At 68.8% G+C, this 19,512-nt stretch carries 18 protein-coding genes; 9 read left to right on the top strand and 9 right to left on the bottom strand.

All coding sequences use genetic code 11. From position 1 onward, the window contains the following. Window positions 1-71 precede the first annotated feature (71 nt). The gene (locus ACLBW1_RS13180; RefSeq protein WP_447812298.1) at window positions 72-1,457 is read right to left on the bottom strand and encodes an amino acid permease; all 1,386 of its coding nucleotides are present in this window, start codon (window positions 1,455-1,457) and stop codon (window positions 72-74) included. 30 nt (window positions 1,458-1,487) lie between these two features. After that, window positions 1,488-2,714 carry a citrate/2-methylcitrate synthase gene (locus ACLBW1_RS13175; protein ID WP_447812297.1) on the bottom strand — a complete coding sequence of 409 codons (1,227 nt, stop codon included), beginning with the start codon at window positions 2,712-2,714 and terminating at the stop codon, window positions 1,488-1,490. Window positions 2,715-2,821: 107 nt separating this feature from the next. On the opposite strand from ACLBW1_RS13175, the gene ACLBW1_RS13170 reads away from it, so the two are divergent. From ACLBW1_RS13170 to ACLBW1_RS13150, 5 genes are all read left to right on the top strand, one after another. Next, window positions 2,822-3,967, top strand: a complete 1,146-nt coding sequence (locus ACLBW1_RS13170) for a citrate/2-methylcitrate synthase (protein ID WP_447812296.1) — start codon at window positions 2,822-2,824, stop codon at window positions 3,965-3,967. Window positions 3,968-3,989: 22 nt separating this feature from the next. Next, window positions 3,990-4,652, top strand: a complete 663-nt coding sequence (locus ACLBW1_RS13165; protein WP_447812295.1) for an HAD family hydrolase — start codon at window positions 3,990-3,992, stop codon at window positions 4,650-4,652. 80 nt (window positions 4,653-4,732) lie between these two features. Then, window positions 4,733-5,434, top strand: coding sequence for a uracil-DNA glycosylase (locus tag ACLBW1_RS13160; RefSeq protein WP_447812960.1), 702 nt, complete (start codon window positions 4,733-4,735; stop codon window positions 5,432-5,434). 35 nt (window positions 5,435-5,469) lie between these two features. Then, window positions 5,470-5,973, top strand: coding sequence for a MarR family winged helix-turn-helix transcriptional regulator (locus tag ACLBW1_RS13155; protein ID WP_447812294.1), 504 nt, complete (start codon window positions 5,470-5,472; stop codon window positions 5,971-5,973). Window positions 5,974-6,217: 244 nt separating this feature from the next. Continuing rightward, window positions 6,218-7,492 (top strand): DUF222 domain-containing protein, encoded by a 1,275-nt coding sequence (locus ACLBW1_RS13150; RefSeq protein WP_447812293.1) that lies wholly within the window; start codon window positions 6,218-6,220, stop codon window positions 7,490-7,492. Window positions 7,493-7,588: 96 nt separating this feature from the next. Here ACLBW1_RS13150 and mmsB read toward each other — a convergent pair whose 3' ends face one another. Genes mmsB through ACLBW1_RS13135 form a run of 3 tightly spaced genes read right to left on the bottom strand, consistent with a single transcriptional unit; the run spans window position 7,589 to window position 11,135 of the window. After that, the gene (gene mmsB / locus ACLBW1_RS13145; protein WP_447812292.1) at window positions 7,589-8,458 is read right to left on the bottom strand and encodes a 3-hydroxyisobutyrate dehydrogenase; all 870 of its coding nucleotides are present in this window, start codon (window positions 8,456-8,458) and stop codon (window positions 7,589-7,591) included. Beyond that, window positions 8,455-9,618, bottom strand: a complete 1,164-nt coding sequence (locus ACLBW1_RS13140) for an acyl-CoA dehydrogenase family protein (protein ID WP_447812291.1) — start codon at window positions 9,616-9,618, stop codon at window positions 8,455-8,457. Before ACLBW1_RS13140 ends, mmsB begins: the two co-directional genes overlap by 4 nt. Beyond that, window positions 9,615-11,135 (bottom strand): CoA-acylating methylmalonate-semialdehyde dehydrogenase, encoded by a 1,521-nt coding sequence (locus tag ACLBW1_RS13135; RefSeq protein WP_447812290.1) that lies wholly within the window; start codon window positions 11,133-11,135, stop codon window positions 9,615-9,617. Before ACLBW1_RS13135 ends, ACLBW1_RS13140 begins: the two co-directional genes overlap by 4 nt. Before the next feature lie 126 nt (window positions 11,136-11,261). Between ACLBW1_RS13135 and ACLBW1_RS13130 the strand changes: the two genes are divergently transcribed. Further along, entirely contained in the window at window positions 11,262-13,007 is a 1,746-nt protein-coding gene (locus ACLBW1_RS13130) for an AMP-binding protein (protein ID WP_447812289.1), read from the top strand. Beyond that, window positions 13,004-14,374 carry an FAD-binding oxidoreductase gene (locus tag ACLBW1_RS13125; RefSeq protein ID WP_447812288.1) on the top strand — a complete coding sequence of 457 codons (1,371 nt, stop codon included), beginning with the start codon at window positions 13,004-13,006 and terminating at the stop codon, window positions 14,372-14,374. The genes ACLBW1_RS13130 and ACLBW1_RS13125 overlap by 4 nt, the downstream gene beginning before the upstream one ends. A 6-nt stretch (window positions 14,375-14,380) precedes the next feature. Here ACLBW1_RS13125 and ACLBW1_RS13120 read toward each other — a convergent pair whose 3' ends face one another. The 4 genes from ACLBW1_RS13120 to ACLBW1_RS13105 all read right to left on the bottom strand — a co-directional run bounded on the left by ACLBW1_RS13120 (window position 14,381) and on the right by ACLBW1_RS13105 (window position 18,621). Next, window positions 14,381-15,781 (bottom strand): dihydrolipoyl dehydrogenase family protein, encoded by a 1,401-nt coding sequence (locus ACLBW1_RS13120; RefSeq protein ID WP_447812287.1) that lies wholly within the window; start codon window positions 15,779-15,781, stop codon window positions 14,381-14,383. A gap of 12 nt (window positions 15,782-15,793) precedes the next feature. After that, a complete protein-coding gene (locus tag ACLBW1_RS13115; protein ID WP_447812286.1) occupies window positions 15,794-16,654 on the bottom strand; it encodes a DMT family transporter in 861 nt (286 codons plus the stop codon). A gap of 10 nt (window positions 16,655-16,664) precedes the next feature. Next, window positions 16,665-17,558: a DMT family transporter gene (locus ACLBW1_RS13110; protein ID WP_447812285.1), complete on the bottom strand. Its 894-nt coding sequence runs from the start codon at window positions 17,556-17,558 to the stop codon at window positions 16,665-16,667. Window positions 17,559-17,664: 106 nt separating this feature from the next. After that, window positions 17,665-18,621 carry an esterase/lipase family protein gene (locus ACLBW1_RS13105; RefSeq protein WP_447812284.1) on the bottom strand — a complete coding sequence of 319 codons (957 nt, stop codon included), beginning with the start codon at window positions 18,619-18,621 and terminating at the stop codon, window positions 17,665-17,667. A gap of 113 nt (window positions 18,622-18,734) precedes the next feature. Here ACLBW1_RS13105 and ACLBW1_RS13100 point away from each other — a divergent pair, with 113 nt between their 5' ends. Then, window positions 18,735-19,028 (top strand): hypothetical protein, encoded by a 294-nt coding sequence (locus ACLBW1_RS13100; protein WP_447812283.1) that lies wholly within the window; start codon window positions 18,735-18,737, stop codon window positions 19,026-19,028. Further along, a complete protein-coding gene (locus ACLBW1_RS13095; protein WP_447812282.1) occupies window positions 19,025-19,507 on the top strand; it encodes a SixA phosphatase family protein in 483 nt (160 codons plus the stop codon). The genes ACLBW1_RS13100 and ACLBW1_RS13095 overlap by 4 nt, the downstream gene beginning before the upstream one ends. Window positions 19,508-19,512: the final 5 nt, after the last annotated feature.

The following is a 19,512-nucleotide window of genomic DNA, read 5'->3' as shown; positions in this document are numbered from 1 at the left end:
GCCATCCGGTCGATCCGTGCGCGCCCAACCGAACAACGACCGCCACATACGGCCCTCCGCCCGCAGAACGTTCACGCCGCGGTGCGAGCGCTTCGACGCGTGGAGATCACGTATCCCACGGTGACCCCGGCGAACCAGATGGCGCCGACGACGACCGCGATGCGACCGGAGTCGCTGAAGAACAGCAGCACGACCACCATGGCGAAGAACGCCAACGCGATCACGGTGCTGATCGGCGCCCAGGGCAGGCGATAGTCCGACGCCTCGACCGTTCCCGCGGCCACCCTCGAGCGATAGACCATGTGGCTGATCAGGATCGAGCTCCACACGAAGATGATGCCGACGGTGGAGACCGACGTGATGTAGGCGAACGCGCGGTCGGGGCTGATGATGTTCACGATCACGCCGATCACCATCACCCCGGCCGAGAGGACGATGCCGCCGATCGGTACCTGGCGGCTCGACATCACCGACAGCTTCGTCGGCGCCTCGCCACGTTGGGACAGGCTGCGCAGCATGCGTCCGGTCGAGTAGATACCGGAGTTGCACGACGACAACGCCGCGGTGAGCAGGATGAAGTTCACGATGCCCGCGGCACCGGGGATACCGATGTAGCCGAACACCTCGACGAACGGGCTGTTGCCGTCGGAGAACTCACGCCAGCCGCGCACCGACAGGATGACCACGAGCGCACCGACGTAGAACAGGCCGATGCGGAACGGCAGGGTGTTGATCGCCTTGCGCAGGGTCACCTTCGGGTTGGCCGCCTCGCCGGCGGTGACGCCGACGAGTTCGACTCCCACGTAGGCGAACACGACGATCTGCAGGCTCAACAGGGCCGATCCGAAACCGGTCGCGAAGAAGCCGCCGTCGTTGTAGAGGTTGGTGAGCGAGGGTCCGGTCTCGGGGCCGACGCCGGCGATGGGCAGCAGTACCAGGGTGCCGATGCCGATCATCGCGATGATCGCGGCGACCTTGATCATCGAGAACCAGAACTCGGCCTCACCGAACACCTTGACCGAGATCAGGTTCGCCGCGAACAGGGCGATGAGGACGACGAGCGCGGTGACCCACACGGGGATCGACGGGAACCAGTAGTTGACGTACTTTCCGGCGACGGTGATCTCGGCCATGCAGGTGGTGGTCCACACCGCCCAGTAGGTCCACCCGTTGGTGAAACCCAGGTAGCGGCCGAGGAATTCGTGGGCGTACTCCGAGATCGACCCGGCGACCGGACGGTAGATGAGGAGTTCGCCGAGCGCCCGCATGACGACGAAGATCGCGAGTCCGGCCACGAGGTAGGCCAGGATGAGGGCCGGACCGGCGTCCTCGATCGCGCCGCCGGCGCCGTAGAACAGGCCCGTCCCGATGGCGCCGCCGAGGGCGATCATCTGCACGGTGCGGGCCGAGAGGCCGCGCTGATAGCCGTCGTCGATGTCGGTGGTGTCGGTGCTCATCACGCGAGACTAACGCCGCGGTGACGCCTGTCACGTCGCGGGTCGGACGCCTGTGTAGACGCCCTCGGGCCGGAATCGCAGACGCGGTTCGCGGTACTCCTCGATGGCGTGGGCGACCCAGCCCGCGATGCGCGCGATCGCGAAGATCGTCTCGGCGGCGTCGGGCACCATCCGGTACCGCACCGTGAACGCGGCCAGCGCGAGATCGGAGTTCACGAAGCCGCGGGGCCGCCCGGCGACACCCGCGCGGATGGCGTCCACCGCCGCCAAGACGCGAGCCGAACCGGCATCGGCACCCAGTCCGTCCAGCAGCGCCTCGGCTCGTGGATCGCGGTGTCGGTAGACGACGTGACCGCACCCGGGCGGGAGCTCATGACCTCGCAGGTACTCCGCCACCGCGTGTTCGGGCCCCTGTCGATCGGCGAGAACCGATACGAGGAACTCGTAGGCCAGGGTGGTCGCTCCGCCGTGCAGGGGCCCGTCGAACGCACCCAGTCCGGCCGAGATGACCGCGTAGATGCTGCCGCGTGCGCTGGCCGCGACACGCGCCGCGATGGTGCCCGCGGCGAGGTCGTGATCGGCGAGCAGGATCAGCGCCGCATTGAGCAGCCGTACTCGCGGCGCCGTCGGGGCCATCGGAGACAGTCGGCACCACAATCGTTGCGCCACCGTTGAACCCGTGCCGGCGTCACCCACCACCGGCATCGCGTCCACGACCGCGTCCACGACATGGCTCGCCTTGTCGATCACGTCGTCGGCGGCGATGCTGCCGCGGGAAACGTCGGCGGCGCCCATGAGGTCGACCGTCACCCGGATCCCGTCGAGCCGTCGACCCGCGCCGGGCAGGGTCGGTGCGGCGATGCCCCGACGCGGCCCGCGACGGTCGCCGCCGTCGCGACCCCACAGCATGTCGACGACACCTTCGAAGTCGGCGGCGAACGCGAGTTCTGTGACGTCGCGCCCCCGGTAGTAGAGGTGGTCGTCGTCGAGCAGGGTGATCTCGGTGCGGATACGTTCCACCACCCCGGCCGGCGGCCGCTTCTGGGTGCGGCGGCGTAGAGCCTCGACCTCACCGACGGCGAACAGGCTGCCTCGGATACCCGCGATGCGCACGCTCTCGAGCTGCCCGCGACTGACGTAGGCGTACACCGACGCGGGTTTGATCCCCAACGCGCGGGCCACCTGTGCGGTGGTGAGGTAGTCACGGCCGTCGTGTCGCATCGCCGTGGGCCACCGGTGTGGATGCCGTCGGACCACGCTCGCACCTCCTCGCCCGATGTTGATCCGATCAACATTGACCGGACGCCGTCCTGAGCCGAATGTATGGGCAGAACGGTCGGGAAGTCGAGGAGAAACGAGGAGTCATGGGCGTCATCGTCGCCGAGCCGGGTCTGTCCAATGTGTCGGTGGCACACACCGAGATCGGGGACGTCCACGGCGAGGAGGGTTTCTATCAGTACCGACAGTTCGACGCCGTGTCGCTCGCCCGGTATCGGACTTTCGAGGAGGTGTGGTTCCTGTTCGTCCACGGGCGCCTGCCGGAGCCGCGGGAACTCGACGGTTTCGTCGACGAGGTGCGATCTCTGCGGGCGATCGGCGACGACCTGATGTCGGTGGTCCGGGTGGTCGCAGCAGTCGGTGGCGGACAGCGACCCCTGATCGGTCTTCGCACCGTGTTGTCGTCGCTCGCACAGCTCGAGGGGATGGCACCGATGTGGGATGCCGATCCCGACACCCGCATCCGTCACGCGTTACGGGTCTGCGCGGTCACACCGACGATTCTCGCTGCTCTGCACCGCATCTCGAGCGGTGACGAACCGGTGTCCGACCGTTCCGATCTCGACACCGCCGCCCACTGGCTGTACGCCGTCACCGGCGACGTGCCCTCCCCCGAACACGCACGGGCTGTCGAGCAGTATCTGATCGCGACCGTCGACCACGGCTTCAACGCATCGACCTTCACCGCGCGGGTGATCGCCTCGACCGGCGCCGATCTCGCATCGGCGGTCTGCGGCGCCATCGGCGCGTTCTCGGGACCGCTGCACGGCGGAGCGCCCGACCGGGCGCTCGATGCTCTCGACGAGATCGTCGCTGCCGGTGGGGCCGATGCGGCCGTGGAATGGACCCGCGCGCAGATCGCGCAGGGCGCCCGGATCATGGGGTTCGGTCACGCGGTGTACCGAACGGTCGATCCTCGATCGGAGTTGTTGCGGGACATCGCGATCGATCTCGGTGGCGACATGGTCGACCTGGCCGTCCAGGTGGAGCGGGCGGTGGTGTCGGAGTTGGCCCGGGTGCACCCCGACCGGCCGCTGTACGCCAATGTCGAGTTCTACGCGGGCGTGGTGATGGATCGCTGCGGGATTTCACGGACCATGTTCACCCCCACCTTCACGGTGAGCCGGGTGGTCGGCTGGTGCGCCAATGTCGTCGAGCAGGCACAGAGCCGCAAGATCATCCGACCCCGCGCGACATACGTCGGACCGGAGGCGGTCGAGCTCGTCAGCTGATCGGTCTCGCTACGATGCGGCCATGACATTGCCACCGCGGGTCAGTGCGATCGTGTTCGACTGCGATGGCCTGCTTCTGGACACCGAGACCTGTTGGTCACGGGCCGAGGCGGCGTTGTTCGCCGACCACGGCCACGGGTTCGGTCCCGCCGAGAAGGACATGCTCATCGGGCGGTCCGTACCCGCCGTTTGTGCGGAGCTGGCGCACTTCTTCGGCCGTCCCGACCACGGTCCCCGCATCGAGGCGGACCTGCTGGCCCGGGTGGAAGCCGAGCTGGCCCAGGGAGTCGCACCGATGCCCGGGGCTCGAACGCTGCTCGACACCCTGGCGGACCGTGTCCCGATCGCCGTCGCCACCAACAGTCCTCGTTCCCTGCTGACCGCCGCTCTCCGCGCGTCGCGCCTCGACGTCTTCTTCGAGGTCTCGGTGGCCGCCGACGAAGTGAGACATCCCAAACCACATCCCGAGCTGTATCTGAGGGCATTCGACGGGTTGGGGGCCGACCCCACCGAGGGTGTCGCCCTCGAGGATTCCTCGACGGGAGTCGCTGCCGCCAGAGCGGCCCGGGCGTTCGTGGTCACCGTTCCGTCGCAGCCCGGAAAGGACCTGGACGGCGATCTGGTGCTCGCGACGCTGGACGATCCCGCGATCCTGGATTGGGCGTCGACCGTGGAGGTCAGCTGACGTCTCGACAGTCGACGTGAGGACCTTGCTGCGGGTTCGGTCCGGTCACCGCCGGCGGCGGTAGCGTCGAGGGCGTGCCCGTGTTCCTCGATCTCGACGATCTCGACGCCGCCATCACGCAGTGCCGGGCGTGTCCGCGGCTGGTCGAGTGGCGCGAACGTGTCGCCCGCGAGAAGCGACGCGCGTTCGCCGACGAGGAGTACTGGGGCCGCCCGGTGCCGGGCATCGGCCCGGCTGACGCCGCGTTCCTCATCATCGGACTCGCGCCTGCGGCGCACGGCGCGAATCGGACCGGGCGGATGTTCACCGGCGACCGCAGCGGCGACGTCCTGTTTGCGGCGATGCACGCGGTGGGCCTGGCCAACCAACCGACCTCGGTGTCGGCAGACGACGGGTTGACGCTGCGCGGCACCAGGATCACCGCACCGGTGCACTGCGCTCCCCCCGCGAACAAGCCGACACCCGCCGAACGCGACGAGTGTTCGCACTGGCTGCAGTCGGAGCTGACACTGCTCGCCCCGACGGTGCGATCGGTGATGTCGCTCGGCGCCTTCGGATGGCGGGCCGCTCTCACCGCGTTGAGTGAACACGGGTACGCGATACCCGTGCCGCGTCCCACGTTCGGTCACGGCGTGTGGGTCGACCTCGCCGGCGACGGCCTGCCCCCCATCCGTCTGTTCGGCAGCTATCACGTGAGCCAGCAGAACACCTTCACCGGTCGACTCACCCCGGCGATGCTCGAGGCGGTGCTGAGCGAGGCGGCCGCTCATGCGGGGTTGTGACACCGACGACCGCCGGCGGGAGGACAATGACTCTCATGTCCCCCGACGGCCCCACCTTCGACCCGATCGCGAAGGCCCGCGACAACTGGTCGAACGCCGGGTGGGGTGACGTCGCCGACGGCATGGTCGCCGTCACGTCGGTGATGCGGGCCCACCAGATCCTCCTCGCCCGCGTCGAAGCCGCCCTGCGTCCGTTCGACCTGAGCTTCTCCCGTTTCGAACTGTTGCGCCTGCTGGCCTTCAGCCGCAACGGTGCGCTACCCATCACCAAAGCCAGTGTGCGGCTGCAGGTTCACGTCACCAGCGTCACCCACGCGATCCGCCGCCTCGAATCGGCCGGCCTGGTGGAGCGCATCCCCCACCCCACCGATGGTCGGACCACCCTGGTGCGGATCACCGACATCGGCCGCTCCACGGTCGAAGAGGCCACGAACACCCTCAACACCGACGTCTTCGCCGACATCGGTCTCCCCGAGGATCAGTCGCGCGCCCTCGTCGACGCGATCGAGACCCTCCGCCGCTCCGCCGGCGACTTCTGATCCAGTTGCGTCTTCGAGTCAACCGTCGTGCCTCGCGCTCCGCCGGGCGGGCAGTCATCTGCATCGAGTGGCCGGGCCCCGCTGTCGTGCTTGTGGATGGCGGCGTCTTTGACGCCATGTTCTGTCGGACCCGCACGCTAGAGTGGTGATCGGGGGCGTCGCCCGTGCGTTATTCGATTACGAGTCAACAGGATTCGACCGATTGGCCCTTGCGCGGTTCTCCGAACGCATGTACGATTGAGGGATGACCGGGGGATCATTCACAGCATTGGCCGACTCACTCATCGACGACCACCGCACACAAGACACCGTTGTCGCCGACGATGACGCCGAGATTGTCGCCGCCATCCGCGGCGTCGTGGCCTTGCGGGCGGTGGCCGACGACCTGCTCGCACGATTGACCGCCCAGGCCGACCGTGTCGGCGTCGCCCGGCGGTCGGGGATGTCGCTGCGGGAAGTGTTGTGTGCCAATGGAGTCGCGCCTGCGGTGGCGTCACGATTGATCCGCCTCGGGCGTGCCCGCGAAGTTTTGCCGGGGGTGGCGCGTCATTCCCGCGATGGTTCGGTGTCGGCTGAACACCTTGACGCCGTCGCGCGTGGTGTTGATCACGTCGCTCGCCGTACCGGGGAACCCCTCGACTCCGATCTGGTGTCGAGCCTGGAGCGGCGGTTGGTAGCGAAAGCTGTCGCCGGCGCACCTCCCGCTGAACTGCTCGACGACGCCCGCGCTGCCGCGATCGCCCACACCCCCGACGAAACGCCGGACGTGCCCGTGGCCGAAGACGCCGCACTGAATGAGCTGGCGTGGAATCAAGCCGACGACGGCCGGTTACGGGGCGAATTCGACCTCGACGTCGCCACCGGCGAACGACTCAACACCGCCCTCGACACCGCATCCCGACCTCGACCTGAACCTGACGGCACCCCCGACCCACGGACCGCCGCGCGCCGACGAGCTGATGCCTTCGCTCAACTCCTCGAAGCCGGCACCCGCGGACTGTCGCCCGACGCCCTGTCGGGACCACCATCCACCGAACTCATCGTGACCATCCCCCTCGAAGGAGCCGGTCACGCAGAACCGGCGCGGTTGAGTTGGCTCGGACCGATCTCCGACCTCACCACCGAGCTCCTGGCCTGCGATGCGAAAGTCCTCGGGATCGGCGTTGACCTCAACGGAGCACCCATCTCCGTCGCCGCGCAGAAACGGTTGTTCACCGGCAACGCTAGGAAAGTCGTCCTCACCCGCGACCAGGGCTGCATCAAGTGCGGTGCCCCGGCGTCGTGGTGCGACGTCCACCACATCATCCACTTCGCCAACGGCGGACCGACCACCGTCGACAACGGATGCCTCCTCTGCCGGTCCTGTCACGTCGCGGTCCACACCACCGGCTGGGACATCGTCATGGGCCACGACCGACACCCCTGGCTCATCCCACCAGCAACCATCGACCCACGCCGCGTACCTCTACCGGCCTACAACAGAAGAACATTGGCACTCGCGGAACCGATCGCCGCATAGCGCCGTCATAGAACCAACGCCCCCGGTATCGGGAGCGGCACGAACCTTGACAACTCCACAGTGTGAAACCCGACGATCAGGTCGCTCTCCGGTGGGTCAGCGCAGGGTCTCGATGATGGCGCTGAAGTCCTTGGCGCCGTTGCTCTCCGCGAACGCGGCGTAGATCTCGGCGGCGTGGGTTCCCAGGGGTGCGGTGGCGCCGGTCGAGGTGACCGCGTCCATGGCCAGGCCGAGGTCTTTGTGCATGAGCGCGGTCGCGAAGCCCGGTCGGAAGTCGTTGTTGGCGGGCGATGTCGGTACCGGGCCGGGAACGGGACAGTTGGTGTGCACCGACCAGCAGTTGCCGGTGGCGCCGGTGATGACGTCGAACAGCGAGTCCGCCGACAGGCCGAGTTTCTCGGCGAGAACGAAGGCCTCGCCGACGACGATCTGTTGCACTGCGAGCACCATGTTGTTGCACACCTTCGCCGCCTGGCCGCTTCCCGGTCCACCGCAGTGGATGACCTTGCCCGCCATGGGTTCGAGAACGGGTGCGGCGGCGGCGTAGGCGTCGTCGTTCCCGCCGACCATGAAGGCCAGGGTCCCGGCGGTCGCACCCTTCACCCCGCCGGAGACCGGGGCGTCGACCTGGGCGAAGCCGAATTCCGCAGCGAGGGTGTGCATGTCGCGTGCGTCATCGACGGAGATGGTGGAGCTGTCGATGAAGACCGCTCCGTCCTGGGCGACGGGGAGTACCTCGGCATACGCCGACCGGACCAGTGCGCCGCTCGGCAGCATCGTGATGACGACCGCGGCCCGTTCGACGGCCTGGACGGCGGTCTCGGCGACGAGGACCCCGTTCTCGGCGGCAGCGGCCGCGGCGGCGGGCACCGGATCGAACCCCGCGACGGTGTGCCCGGCGGCAACGAGATTGGCGGCCATGGGTCCGCCCATGTTGCCCAGGCCCAGAAACGCGATGGTGGTCATGATGTCTCCTTGGCGATGGCACGGCCGACGACCATGCGCATGATCTCGTTGGTGCCCTCGAGGATTCGGTTCACCCGCAGGTCGCGGACGATCTTCTCCAGCCCGTAGTCGTGCAGGTACCCGTACCCGCCGTGTAGCTGCAGGGCCTGGTCGGCGACGGCGAAACACCGTTCGGTGACGAAACGCTTGGCCATCGCGCAGATCGTCACCTTGTCGGGGTGATCGGCGTCGAGGGCGGCCGCCGCGTTCCACAGCATCAGTCGCGACGCCTCGAGGTCGATCGCCATGTCGGCCAGGGCGAAACGGATGGTGGGTTCGTCGATGAGACTGCCACCGAAGGCCTCCCGCTCCCGCAGGTACCGCCGCGTGCGGGCCATCGCATCCTGTGCTCCGCCGAGCGAGCAGGCCGCGATGTTGATGCGCCCGCCGTTGAGTCCGTTCATCGCGATACCGAAGCCCGTTCCCTCACCGGCCTCGCCACCGACCATGTTCGTCGCGGGGATACGGACATCGTCGAACACGACCGCGGCGGTCGGCTGGGCGTGCCACCCCATTTTCTTCTCCTGCGCGCCGAACGACAGCCCGGGCGTGCCGTTCTCGACGAGGAAGGTGGAGATGCCTTTCGGCCCGTCGCCTCCGGTACGCGCCATCACGATGTACACATCGGATGTGCCGGCGCCGGAGATGAACTGCTTGACCCCGTTGAGCACGAAGTCGTCGCCGTCACGGTCGGCACGGGTCCGCAGCGCCGCCGCATCGGACCCCGCGGAGGGCTCGGTGAGGCAGTAGCTCGCGATGGCCTCCATGCTCGCCATCCGCGGAACCCAGTGCGCCCGCTGCTCGGCCGTCCCGTAACTGTCGACCATCCAGGTCGCCATGTTGTGGATCGACAGGAACGCTGCGGTCGTCGGGTCGGCGGCGGCGAGCTCGGTGAAGATGCGCACTCCGTCGAGGCGGGTGAGCCCGCTGCCGCCGAACTCCTCGGAACAGTAGATCGCCGCCATCCCCAACGCCGCTGCCTCACGCAGTTCGTCTGCCGGGAAGTGCTTCTCGGTGTCCCAGTCGAGTGCGTGCGGGGCGATCCGTTTGGCGGCGAAGGCCGCGGCGGTGTCGGTGATGACGCGGTCGTCGGCCGACAGCGCCGAGTCGAGGACACTCACTGCATCGTGGGGATGACGAACTCGGCCCCGTCCTTGATACCCGACGGCCACCGCGTCGTGATCGTCTTCACCTTGGTGTAGAACTGGATCGCCGCGGGCCCGTGCTGGTTGAGGTCACCGAAACCGGATCGCTTCCAGCCTCCGAAGGTGTGGTAGGCCACGGGAACCGGGATCGGCACGTTCACACCGACCATGCCGACCTGGACCCGCGCACAGAAGTCCCGCGCGGCGTCGCCGTCCTGGGTGAAGATCGCAACACCGTTGCCGTATTGGTGATCCGACGCCAACGCCAGCGCCTCCTCGTAGTCGCCCGCGCGAACGATGCAGAGCACCGGGCCGAAGATCTCGTCGGTGTAGATCGACATCTCCTTCGACACGTGGTCGAACAGGGTGGGTCCGATGAAGTAGCCGCCCTCGAGCGCCGCATCACCGTAGGTGAGATCGTCGCTGGCGCGATCACGGCCGTCGACGACGAGGTCGGCGCCGGCATCGACACCCTGACCGATGTAGTCGCGCACCCGCTCGAGCGCCGCGGCACTCACCAGTGGTCCGTAGTCGGCCTTGGGGTCATGGCTGTGTCCGACGCGCAGGGCCGTCACACGCTCGACGAGCCTGTCCCGCAGACGGTTCGCGGTCTCCTCGCCGACCGGGACCGCGACGCTGATCGCCATGCAGCGCTCGCCCGCGCTGCCGTAACCGGCGCCGATCAACGCGTCGACAGCCTGGTCGAGGTCGGCGTCGGGAAGGATGATCATGTGGTTCTTGGCGCCACCGAAGCACTGCGACCGCTTACCGTTCGCCGCGGCGGTGGAGTAGATGTACTGCGCGATGTCCGACGATCCGACGAAGCCCAGCGCCTGGACATCCGGGTGAGTGAGCAGTGCATCCACCGCGACCTTGTCACCGTGCACCACCTGGAACACGCCGGCCGGGAGACCCGCTTCGAGGAACAACTCGGCCAGCCGCAGCGGCACCGAGGGGTCACGTTCGCTCGGCTTGAGGATGAACGCGTTGCCGCACGCGAGCGCCGGGCCGGCCTTCCACAGCGGGATCATCGCCGGGAAGTTGAACGGCGTGATGCCCGCGACGACACCGAGCGGCTGGCGCACCGAGTGCACGTCGATGCCGGTGCCCGCACCCTCGGTGAACTCGCCCTTGAGCAGATGCGGGATGCCGATGGCGAACTCGATGACCTCGACACCACGCTGGATGTCACCGTGCGCATCGGCGATGGTCTTGCCATGCTCGATCGACAGCAGCTCGGCGAGCTCGTCGGCGTTCTGGTTCACCAGGTCGACGAAACGCATCATGACCCGCGCGCGCTTCTGCGGGTTCCACGCCGCCCACACCCGCTGCGCGGCCACCGACGACGCGACGACCTCGTTCACCTCGTCGACCGAGGCGAGCGGGACCGTGGCCTGCACGGCACCGGTCGACGGGTTCATCACATCGGCACTCCGGCCGGACGTGCCCGGTCGGCGCGCACCGTCGACGAAGTGCGGGATCTCTGAGGTCATGGTGTGTCTCCGACTCGATGTGGTGAGAGTGCCCGGGGTGTGTCCCCGATCACGGTATACTTGCATATCCTAGTGTTTGCCCGCCAGGTGTCCAACCCGGCGGGGAGTCCGGCTGAGAGGTGGCCCGTGTCCCGTCCGCAGGAGTCCAGAACCGAGACGTTCCGATCCGCGCGCGACCTTTTGGTGCGCCACGCCGACGACTACGAGACCGCGGTCGCGGAATTCCGGTGGCCGCAGTTCGACGAATGGAACTGGGCGATCGACTGGTTCGACGCGATCGCCCGGAACGCCGACGGGTCGCCGAACGAGGCGCCGGCGCTGTGGATCGTCGAGGAGGACGGCAGCGAGTCGATCCACAGCTTCGCCGACATGAGCACCCGATCAACACGGGTGGCGGGATGGCTCGATGGTCTCGGCGTCGCGGCCGGCGACCGCATCCTGCTGATGCTGGCCAACCAGGTCGAGCTGTGGGAGGTGATGCTGGCGGCGATGAAGATCGGCGCCGTCGTGATCCCCGCGACCACGTTGCTCTCCGAGTCCGACATCGCCGACCGCATCGACCGGGGCGGCGTCGCCCACGTGATCGCGCGCAGCGAACTGGCCGCCACCTTCGACGCCGTCGGCGCACGGCACACCCGGATCGCGGTCGGTGACCCCGTCGACGGCTGGATCTCCTACGCCGACGCCGCCGACGCGCCCGCCGAGTTCACGCCGAGCCACACCACCCACGCCGACGACACACTGCTGCTCTACTTCACCTCCGGCACCACCTCGAAGCCGAAGCTGGTGGAGCACACCCACGTCTCGTATCCGGTGGGCCACCTGTCGACGATGTACTGGATCGGTCTGCGCCCCGGCGACATCCACCTCAACGTCAGTTCCCCCGGCTGGGCGAAGCATGCATGGTCGAACGTGTTCGCGCCCTGGAACGCCCAGGCGTGCGTGTTCATCTACAACTACGCGCGATTCGACGCGAAAGCGCTGATGGATCAGATGCAGCGCTGCGCGGTCACGAGTTTCTGCGCGCCGCCGACGGTGTGGCGCATGCTGATCCAGTCCGATCTCGCACACCTCACCACCCCGCCGCGCGTGGCGGTCGGCGCCGGCGAACCGCTCAACCCCGAGGTCATCGACCGTGTGCGCCGCGCGTGGGGAGTCACGATCCGCGACGGCTTCGGGCAGACCGAGACCACGGTGCAGATCGCGAACTCGCCGGGACAGCCACTCAAGGACGGGTCGATGGGTCGACCCTGTCCGGGCTACCGCATCACCCTCGTCGACCCCGCGACCGGGACACCGGACGTCGACGAGGGCGAGATCTGCATCGACCTCGCACACCGGCCGCTCGGTCTCATGGTCGGCTACCACGGCGACCCGGAACGCACCGCCACGGCGATGGCCGGCGGCTACTACCACTCCGGCGACGTCGGGAGCCGCGACTCCGACGGCTACATCACCTACGTCGGCCGCACCGACGACGTCTTCAAGTCCAGCGACTACCGGATCAGCCCGTTCGAGCTGGAATCGGTTCTGCTCGAACACGATGCCGTCGCCGAGGCCGCGGTGGTCCCCGCCCCCGACGAGCTACGCCTGTCGGTGCCGAAGGCCTACATCGTGCTGGCACCGGGCCACGAACCGACCGAGGAGACGGCCAACGCGATCTTCGACCACAGCCGTGCCCAGCTCGCCGGCTACAAGCGGATTCGCCGCATCACCTTCGCCGATCTGCCGAAGACCATCAGCGGCAAGATCCGTCGCGTGGAACTGCGAAAGCTCGAGAGCGGGGGGCTCGAATCGAGCGGGGGCGGCGACGGATCGCTCGTCGAATTCCGCGAACCCGCGTCCTCGCGGGTCGATAGCGTGGGCTCATGACGCGCACACTCGCCCTCGACGACCTCATCGCGGAGCTCCCCGACGGGATGGTCGTCACCGATCCCGACATCTGCGGCGGGTACCGGCAGGACCGCGCGCTCGACCCCGACGCCTCGATCCCGCTGGCAGTGGTGCGCGCGGAGTCGACCGACCACGTCGTCGCGGCGGTGCGCTGGTGCGCGGCGAATCGTGTCGCCATCGTGCCGCGCGGCGCGGGGACCGGGTTGTCGGGCGGGTCGGGCGGTGTCAACGGAGCGATCACGATCTCCACCGAACGGATGCGCGCCATCGAGATCGACCCCGTGATGCGGGTGGCCGTGGTGCAGCCCGGACTCCTCAACGCCGAGGTCAAAGCCGCTGCCGCACAACACGGACTGTGGTATCCGCCGGATCCGTCGTCGTTCGAGATCTGCTCGATCGGCGGCAACGCGGCCACGAACGCCGGCGGGCTGTGCTGCGTGAAGTACGGCGTCACGACCGACTACGTGCTCGGCATGCAGGTGGTCCTGGCCGACGGCCGTGCCGTACGGCTCGGCGGCCCACGCCTCAAGGACTCTGCGGGCCTGTCGTTGACGAAGCTGTTCGTCGGCAGCGAGGGCACCCTCGGCATCATCACCGAGGTCACCCTGCGACTGCTGCCGCCACAACCGGCGGCCTCGACGGTGGTCGGCAGCTTCGCCAGCGTCCACGACGCGACCGAGGCGGTGCTGGCGATCACCGACCGGATCCGTCCGGCGATGCTCGAGTTCATGGACTCGGTCGCCATCAACGCCGTGGAAGACCACCTCAAGATGGGTCTCGACCGGTCGGCGGGCGCGATGCTCGTCGCCCAGAGCGACTCCCCCGGCGCCGCGGCCGCCGAGGAGATCGCGGTCATCACAGCAGCATTCGAGGCCAACAACGCCTCTGAGGTGTTCGCGACCGATGACGCCGAGGAGGGTGAGGCGTTCACCGTGGCCCGGCGGATGGCCATCCCCGCGGTGGAGAAACTCGGATCACTTCTGCTCGAGGACGTCGGCGTGCCGCTACCGAAGCTGCCCGACCTCGTCGACGGCATCGCGGCCATCGCCGAGCAACGTGAGGTGATGATCTCGGTGATCGCCCACGCCGGCGACGGGAACACCCACCCGCTCATCGTGTTCGACCCCGCCGACACCGACCAGGCCGCCCGCGCGCAGGTCGCCTTCGGGGAGGTCATGGACCTCGCGATCGGGCTCGGCGGCACCATCACCGGCGAGCACGGCGTCGGCCGGTTGAAGAAGCCGTGGTTGCCCGATCAGGTCGGCGACGACGTGATGGACATCAGCCGCCGCATCAAGGACGCCCTCGACCCCGACCACCTCATGAACCCGGGCACCATGTTCTGACGGGCCCTAAAACCCGAAGTACTTCTCCAACAGTCGAAGCCAGATCTCGCTGCCCGTCGGATACGACGGGACGGCGTGCCAGAGATCGTCGACGGTCACCTTGCCGACGATGGCCACCGTCGCCGCGTGGATGAGCTCACCGGCCTCGGGACCCACGAAGGTGGCGCCCACGAGCGTGCGGGTCTCGTCGTCGACGACGATCTGCGCGATACCGGTCGCGTCGTCGCGCATCAACCCGATGCCCGACGCCGCCGTGATGGGCTGACCCACCACGGTCACCGACCGTCCACGCTCGCGCGCGTCGCGGGCGGTGAGCCCGGTGCTGCCGACCTGCGGATCGGTGAAAACCGCCTGCGGCACCGGCACGTCGTCGCGGACCGGCGGTGGCGTGCGGCCCTCCGCGCGGGCGGCGATGCGCGCACCGACGACCCGGGCCTGGTACTTGCCCCAGTGGGTCAGCATCGGTCCGAACGACACGTCACCGACCGCGTACAGCCAGTCGTGTCCACCGGGATGGACCCCGGACAGGACCGACGGGTCGTCGATGCCGACGGAGTCGAGGCCGAGTCCGACGGTGGCGGGCCGCCGACCCGCGGCGACGAGGATCTCCGCGGCGGTGAGATCCTCACCGTCGACGGCGACGGTGACCGGACCGCCATGGGACACCCCCACCCCGGCGTCGGGGGTCACGCCGTCGCGACGCGGATCGGAGATCGCGACACCGGCACGCACCTCGACACCCGCCGCGCGCAGACCCTCGATCACCGCCTCACCGACGACGTCGTCGAGGGCGCCGAGCACCTGTCCGCGCACAAGCATCGTCACCGAGGTGCCCAGCGCGTTCATCCACGTCGCCGCCTCGCAGGCCACGACACCGCCGCCGATCACGATCAGCGACTCGGGCACCTCGCGGACGCCTGTCGCGTCCCTCGAGGTCCAGGGGTGCAGGTCGGCGAACACGCCGGGGATGCTCGCGGTGCTCCCCGTCGCCAGCACCACGGCCTGGCGTGCGGTGAGGGTGCGTTCGCCGTCGGCGGTCGTGACCCGCACGGTGCGGTCACCGGCCAGCGCGCCGCGACCGGAGATGACGTCGATGCCGATGCCCTGCGCCCAGGACCGCTGCCCGGAGTCGTCGTAGCCGCTCACCCAGGTGTCTCGGCGGGCGAGCAGCGCGGCGGTGTCGAGTTCGCCGACCGTGACGCCGTCGAGGTGCCGGCCGGCGGTGGTCACCTCGACGGGCCGCAGCAGTGCCTTGCTCGGCATGCACGCCCAGTAGGAGCACTCGCCGCCGAGGAGGTCGGCCTCCACGATGGCGGCGGTGCGGTCGGATCCGGCGATGGCGAACTGGGCGGCCACCTCACCGGCGGGTCCGCCGCCGATGACGATGACGTCGTAGGTGTCGGTCATCGACCCAGCCTGCTACGCGATGAGCTCGCTGTCACGGGGGGTCGTCGGCGCGGGCGTGTCGACACCGCGGACCGCCGAGAGGGTGGCGAGGGTGATGACCGCGCGGACCATGATCGCGAGCACGAGGACCATAACGGTGGTCTGCCACCAGCCGACGGCCACGGCCTCGCCGAGGAGCGTGACGCCCAGCGCCATCGAGACCGCGGGCTCCATCACCGTCATCGCCGGGAACGAGGTCTGCAGTTCACCCGCGACGAAGCTGCGCTGCTGGGCGACGACACCGCCGATCGCGACGACGACGAAGAGGTAGACCTCGGGGCGCGCATAGAGGTTGAGCGGGTCGTGCAGCGCCACGTAGACGACGGTCTTGATGAGCAGGGCGCCGATGCCGAACAGGGCGCCGGCGACGAGGCCGTAGCACAGCGCACGATTGTGGTCGCTGGACCGCTCGGCCACCACGACCAGCACGATCAGCAGCGCGATGATGGCGGCGATCGTGGCGACGATGAGCGCGTGGTCGGGCCGGCGGTCGACCTCGCGGGGGTCGGCGACGAGCAGGAAGATGCCGACGCACGCGACGAGCACGCCACCCCACGCCCACTCGTAGCGGCTGGGATGCCGGTGGTCGAGCCACGCCTCGAGGGGTAGCGCGAACAGCACCGCGAGGACCACGAGCGGCTGCACCAGCAGGATCGATCCGAGGCCCAGCGCCGCCGCCTGCAGGGCGAACCCGCCGAGCGCGATGCCCGCGCCCAGACACCACAGGACGGAGATGGCGCCACCCTCACACGAGGCGCGCTGGCGCAGCACGGTTCCCGCCGCGATCAGCGCTGCCGCGCCGACCGCCAGCAGCGCCGGGAGCCAGGTGTGCACGTCTTCGAGGTTAGTGGCCGGCCCGGGATGTGCCACCCAGGGAAACGCCGGTGGGACCCGCGGACACCAGTTCCGGAGGCGATTCGAACTCCGTTTCCCGAGCTGCGGCGTGCTTGGCCAGCACCACCACCGCATAGAACATGAGGATCAACACACCACCGGCGAAGACGCCCTCGACGACGTCGACATCGGCGCGCTCCCCGAGCAGCAGGACGCCGAGCGCCATCGCCACCGCGGGTTCCATCACGGTCATCGCGGGGAACGAGGTCTGCAGGTCGTGAGCGGCGAAGGCCAGCTGCTGCGCCCACACCGAGCCGCCTGCGACGACGATGATCAGGTACAGCTCGGGGTGGGCGAAGATGGTGAGGAGCCCGTCGCCCATCTGGGTCACCACACCCTTGACGAGGAACGACTGCACACCGGTGAGCAGACCCGACGCCGATCCGAACAGCAACGCCCGGTAGTGCAGCGACACGAATTTCGCGCCCACCACCAGCCCGGCGAGCACGACGAGGACCGCCACGACGGTGCCGACGAACACCCACGGGCCGGGTGAGGACTCCGACGGGGTGGGCATCGCGATCAACACGAACGCGGCGATGCAGAGGGTGAGGACGATGCCCCACTTCCACTCCTGGAAGGTGAGCCGCCGGTGGTCGAGGTAGGCCTCCATCGGCAGCGCGAACAGCACCGACAACACGATGAGCGGCTGTACCAGGAGCAGCGTCCCCAGTCCCAGGGCGACGGCCTGCAGCGCGAACCCGCCCGCGGCGATCACCACGCCCAGCCACCAGCGTCGGGTGATGCCGCCGGTCGGTGTCGACGACCGCTGCCGCACCAGGGTTCCCGACGCGACCAGCAGCGCCGACAACACGGCGAGCGTCGCGGGCAGGAACAGGTGCATCGCGCCCACGCTACTGGCCGCTACGGGTTGCCGCGGCCTCCTCGGCGCCCCGGGCGCGGATTCTCAACGAAGTCTTATCGAGCGCCCTCGACGGGTGTGTTGCCGATCACCCGACGATGGGCGCGACGGGCAGGCACGGCACCGGTCTCGGGTGTGCGGGATCGAGTGCGTTGAGCACGTAGGTCGCCGCCCGACGCGACGCGGCGACCGCGACATGGTCGCTGTGATCGATCGAACAACCGTTCTGCACAACGATGTTGGTGACGTCGTCACCGGGCCGGCCGGCGACCTGTCCGGAGGTGTAGGGGATGACGGCCTCGTCGTATCTCGTGGAGATGTTCGTGTAGGCGATACCCGGCACGTAGGGTCCGCCGCCGGCGTCGATCTTCCCGAGCAGCGGCGAGCCGGACTGCATCTGACCGCATGCGGCGCACACCGGCAAGCCGGTCTCGGTGAGGCCCAGACGGCGCATGAAGGCACCCGATTGTGCGGCCGCCGATCCGCCCGTCCCGTTCCACAGCGGCGCGATCGAGACGTAGCGGGCCACCGACGATGCACCGCCGAGGTACTTCACGAACCAGGTCGGCATGAGGGTGCCCTGGGAGTGTCCGACGAGGTCGACCTTGGCCGCCCCAGTGGCCTGTCGCACACGGTCGACGAAGGTGCGCAGTTGCGCGGCGCTGGTCTCGATCCGTCCCATCCCGCCGACCTGGTCGAAGGGTGGGATCGACGTGACGGCGCCGTAGGTGAGGGCGAACACGCAGTAGCCCTCGTTGCGCAGCAGCGGGACATAGGTGCCCCAGTTGGTCATGCTGCCGCCACCCGTCCCGTGGACGAGCACCACCGGGTTCGGGTGGTCGGCGGTCGGGCGGCACCGGAAGTCGTTCGACCCGGGTAGCGAACCCCCGGGATCGGTCAGCGCGTAGGGGATGCCGGAGAAGAAGTTGTACGACACGGGCAGTGGTGCGGCGGCGGCCGGCGCCGCCGTGGTGGCCAGCACTCCGGCCGCGACCATCAGGCCGACGACGATGCGCACGACAACTGAGCTAGAACGTGTTCTCATTTGCGGAACGTAACACCTCGCCACCAGCGCATCACCGTCTTCGTCGGTACTTCTTCGCGCCACGCCGCCTCCGGTGCCGCGTCGATGTCGGTCATCGGATCTACCGTCGAGTGGTGTCATCACCGGAGACGACGAGCGACATCGAACGCGAGCTGGAACAGCTCCTGACACTGTCGCGTGCGCAGATCGAGCGGGCGTGCACCGACGCCCGCGCCCGCGAGGAGCTGGTCGAACTCAGCCTCGACGAGGACCTGGAACTGCGCGAGGCCGCAGCGGCCGCGCACGATCGCGGCGACGAGGAGCACGCCCGGGCGTGTGAGCAGGAGGCGTCGGCGTGGCGCCACACCGCGCGGCTGCTGCGCGAGGCACCTGTCGTCGCCCGGCCCTCGCGATCGCGCACCGCATGACGCGCACCCTGATCCTCATGCGGCACGGCAAGTCGGGATACCCCGAGGGCGTCGGCGACCACGAACGTCCGTTGGCCGAGCGGGGCATCGCGCAGGCGACGCTGGCCGGTGAATGGTTCTCCCGCGACGGGCTGCACGTCGACGCCGTCGTCTGCTCGACCGCGACCCGCACGCGGCAGACCCTGCAGTGCACCGGGGTCGACGCCGCCTCGGTCGATTTCGTCGACGACGTCTACGGCGGCATGCCCGAGCACGTTCTCGCCGCGATCCGCGATCACGTGCCCGCCGACGCCGAGACGGTGTTGGTGGTGGGCCACGAACCCGGGATGCCCGCCACCGCCGTGGCCCTCGACCCGTCGGCCGACATCGACGGGTTCCCGACGTCGGCCTACGCGGTGCTGCGGATCTCGGCCCCGTGGGAGCGGATCGGCCTCGACGCCGACACCGCGACGCTGGTGTCGATGAACATCCCGCGCTGACGCCT

Source organism: Williamsia sp. M5A3_1d (genome assembly GCF_053345315.1).
The sequence above is the reverse complement of the archived record's forward strand: the minus strand, read 5'-3'. Positions and strand labels throughout refer to the sequence as shown.

Excerpts from the sequence above, each read along its gene's own strand:
- ACLBW1_RS13180 (WP_447812298.1), bottom strand. The coding sequence starts at position 1,457 with ATGAGCACCGACACCACCGACATCGACGACGGCTATCAGCGCGGCCTC.
- ACLBW1_RS13170 (WP_447812296.1), top strand. The coding sequence starts at position 2,822 with ATGGGCGTCATCGTCGCCGAGCCGGGTCTGTCCAATGTGTCGGTGGCA.
- ACLBW1_RS13165 (WP_447812295.1), top strand. The coding sequence starts at position 3,990 with ATGACATTGCCACCGCGGGTCAGTGCGATCGTGTTCGACTGCGATGGC.
- ACLBW1_RS13155 (WP_447812294.1), top strand. The coding sequence starts at position 5,470 with ATGTCCCCCGACGGCCCCACCTTCGACCCGATCGCGAAGGCCCGCGAC.
- ACLBW1_RS13150 (WP_447812293.1), top strand. The coding sequence starts at position 6,218 with ATGACCGGGGGATCATTCACAGCATTGGCCGACTCACTCATCGACGAC.
- mmsB (WP_447812292.1), bottom strand. The coding sequence starts at position 8,458 with ATGACCACCATCGCGTTTCTGGGCCTGGGCAACATGGGCGGACCCATG.
- ACLBW1_RS13135 (WP_447812290.1), bottom strand. The coding sequence starts at position 11,135 with ATGACCTCAGAGATCCCGCACTTCGTCGACGGTGCGCGCCGACCGGGC.
- ACLBW1_RS13125 (WP_447812288.1), top strand. The coding sequence starts at position 13,004 with ATGACGCGCACACTCGCCCTCGACGACCTCATCGCGGAGCTCCCCGAC.
- ACLBW1_RS13120 (WP_447812287.1), bottom strand. The coding sequence starts at position 15,781 with ATGACCGACACCTACGACGTCATCGTCATCGGCGGCGGACCCGCCGGT.
- ACLBW1_RS13110 (WP_447812285.1), bottom strand. The coding sequence starts at position 17,558 with ATGCACCTGTTCCTGCCCGCGACGCTCGCCGTGTTGTCGGCGCTGCTG.
- ACLBW1_RS13105 (WP_447812284.1), bottom strand. The coding sequence starts at position 18,621 with ATGAGAACACGTTCTAGCTCAGTTGTCGTGCGCATCGTCGTCGGCCTG.
- ACLBW1_RS13095 (WP_447812282.1), top strand. The coding sequence starts at position 19,025 with ATGACGCGCACCCTGATCCTCATGCGGCACGGCAAGTCGGGATACCCC.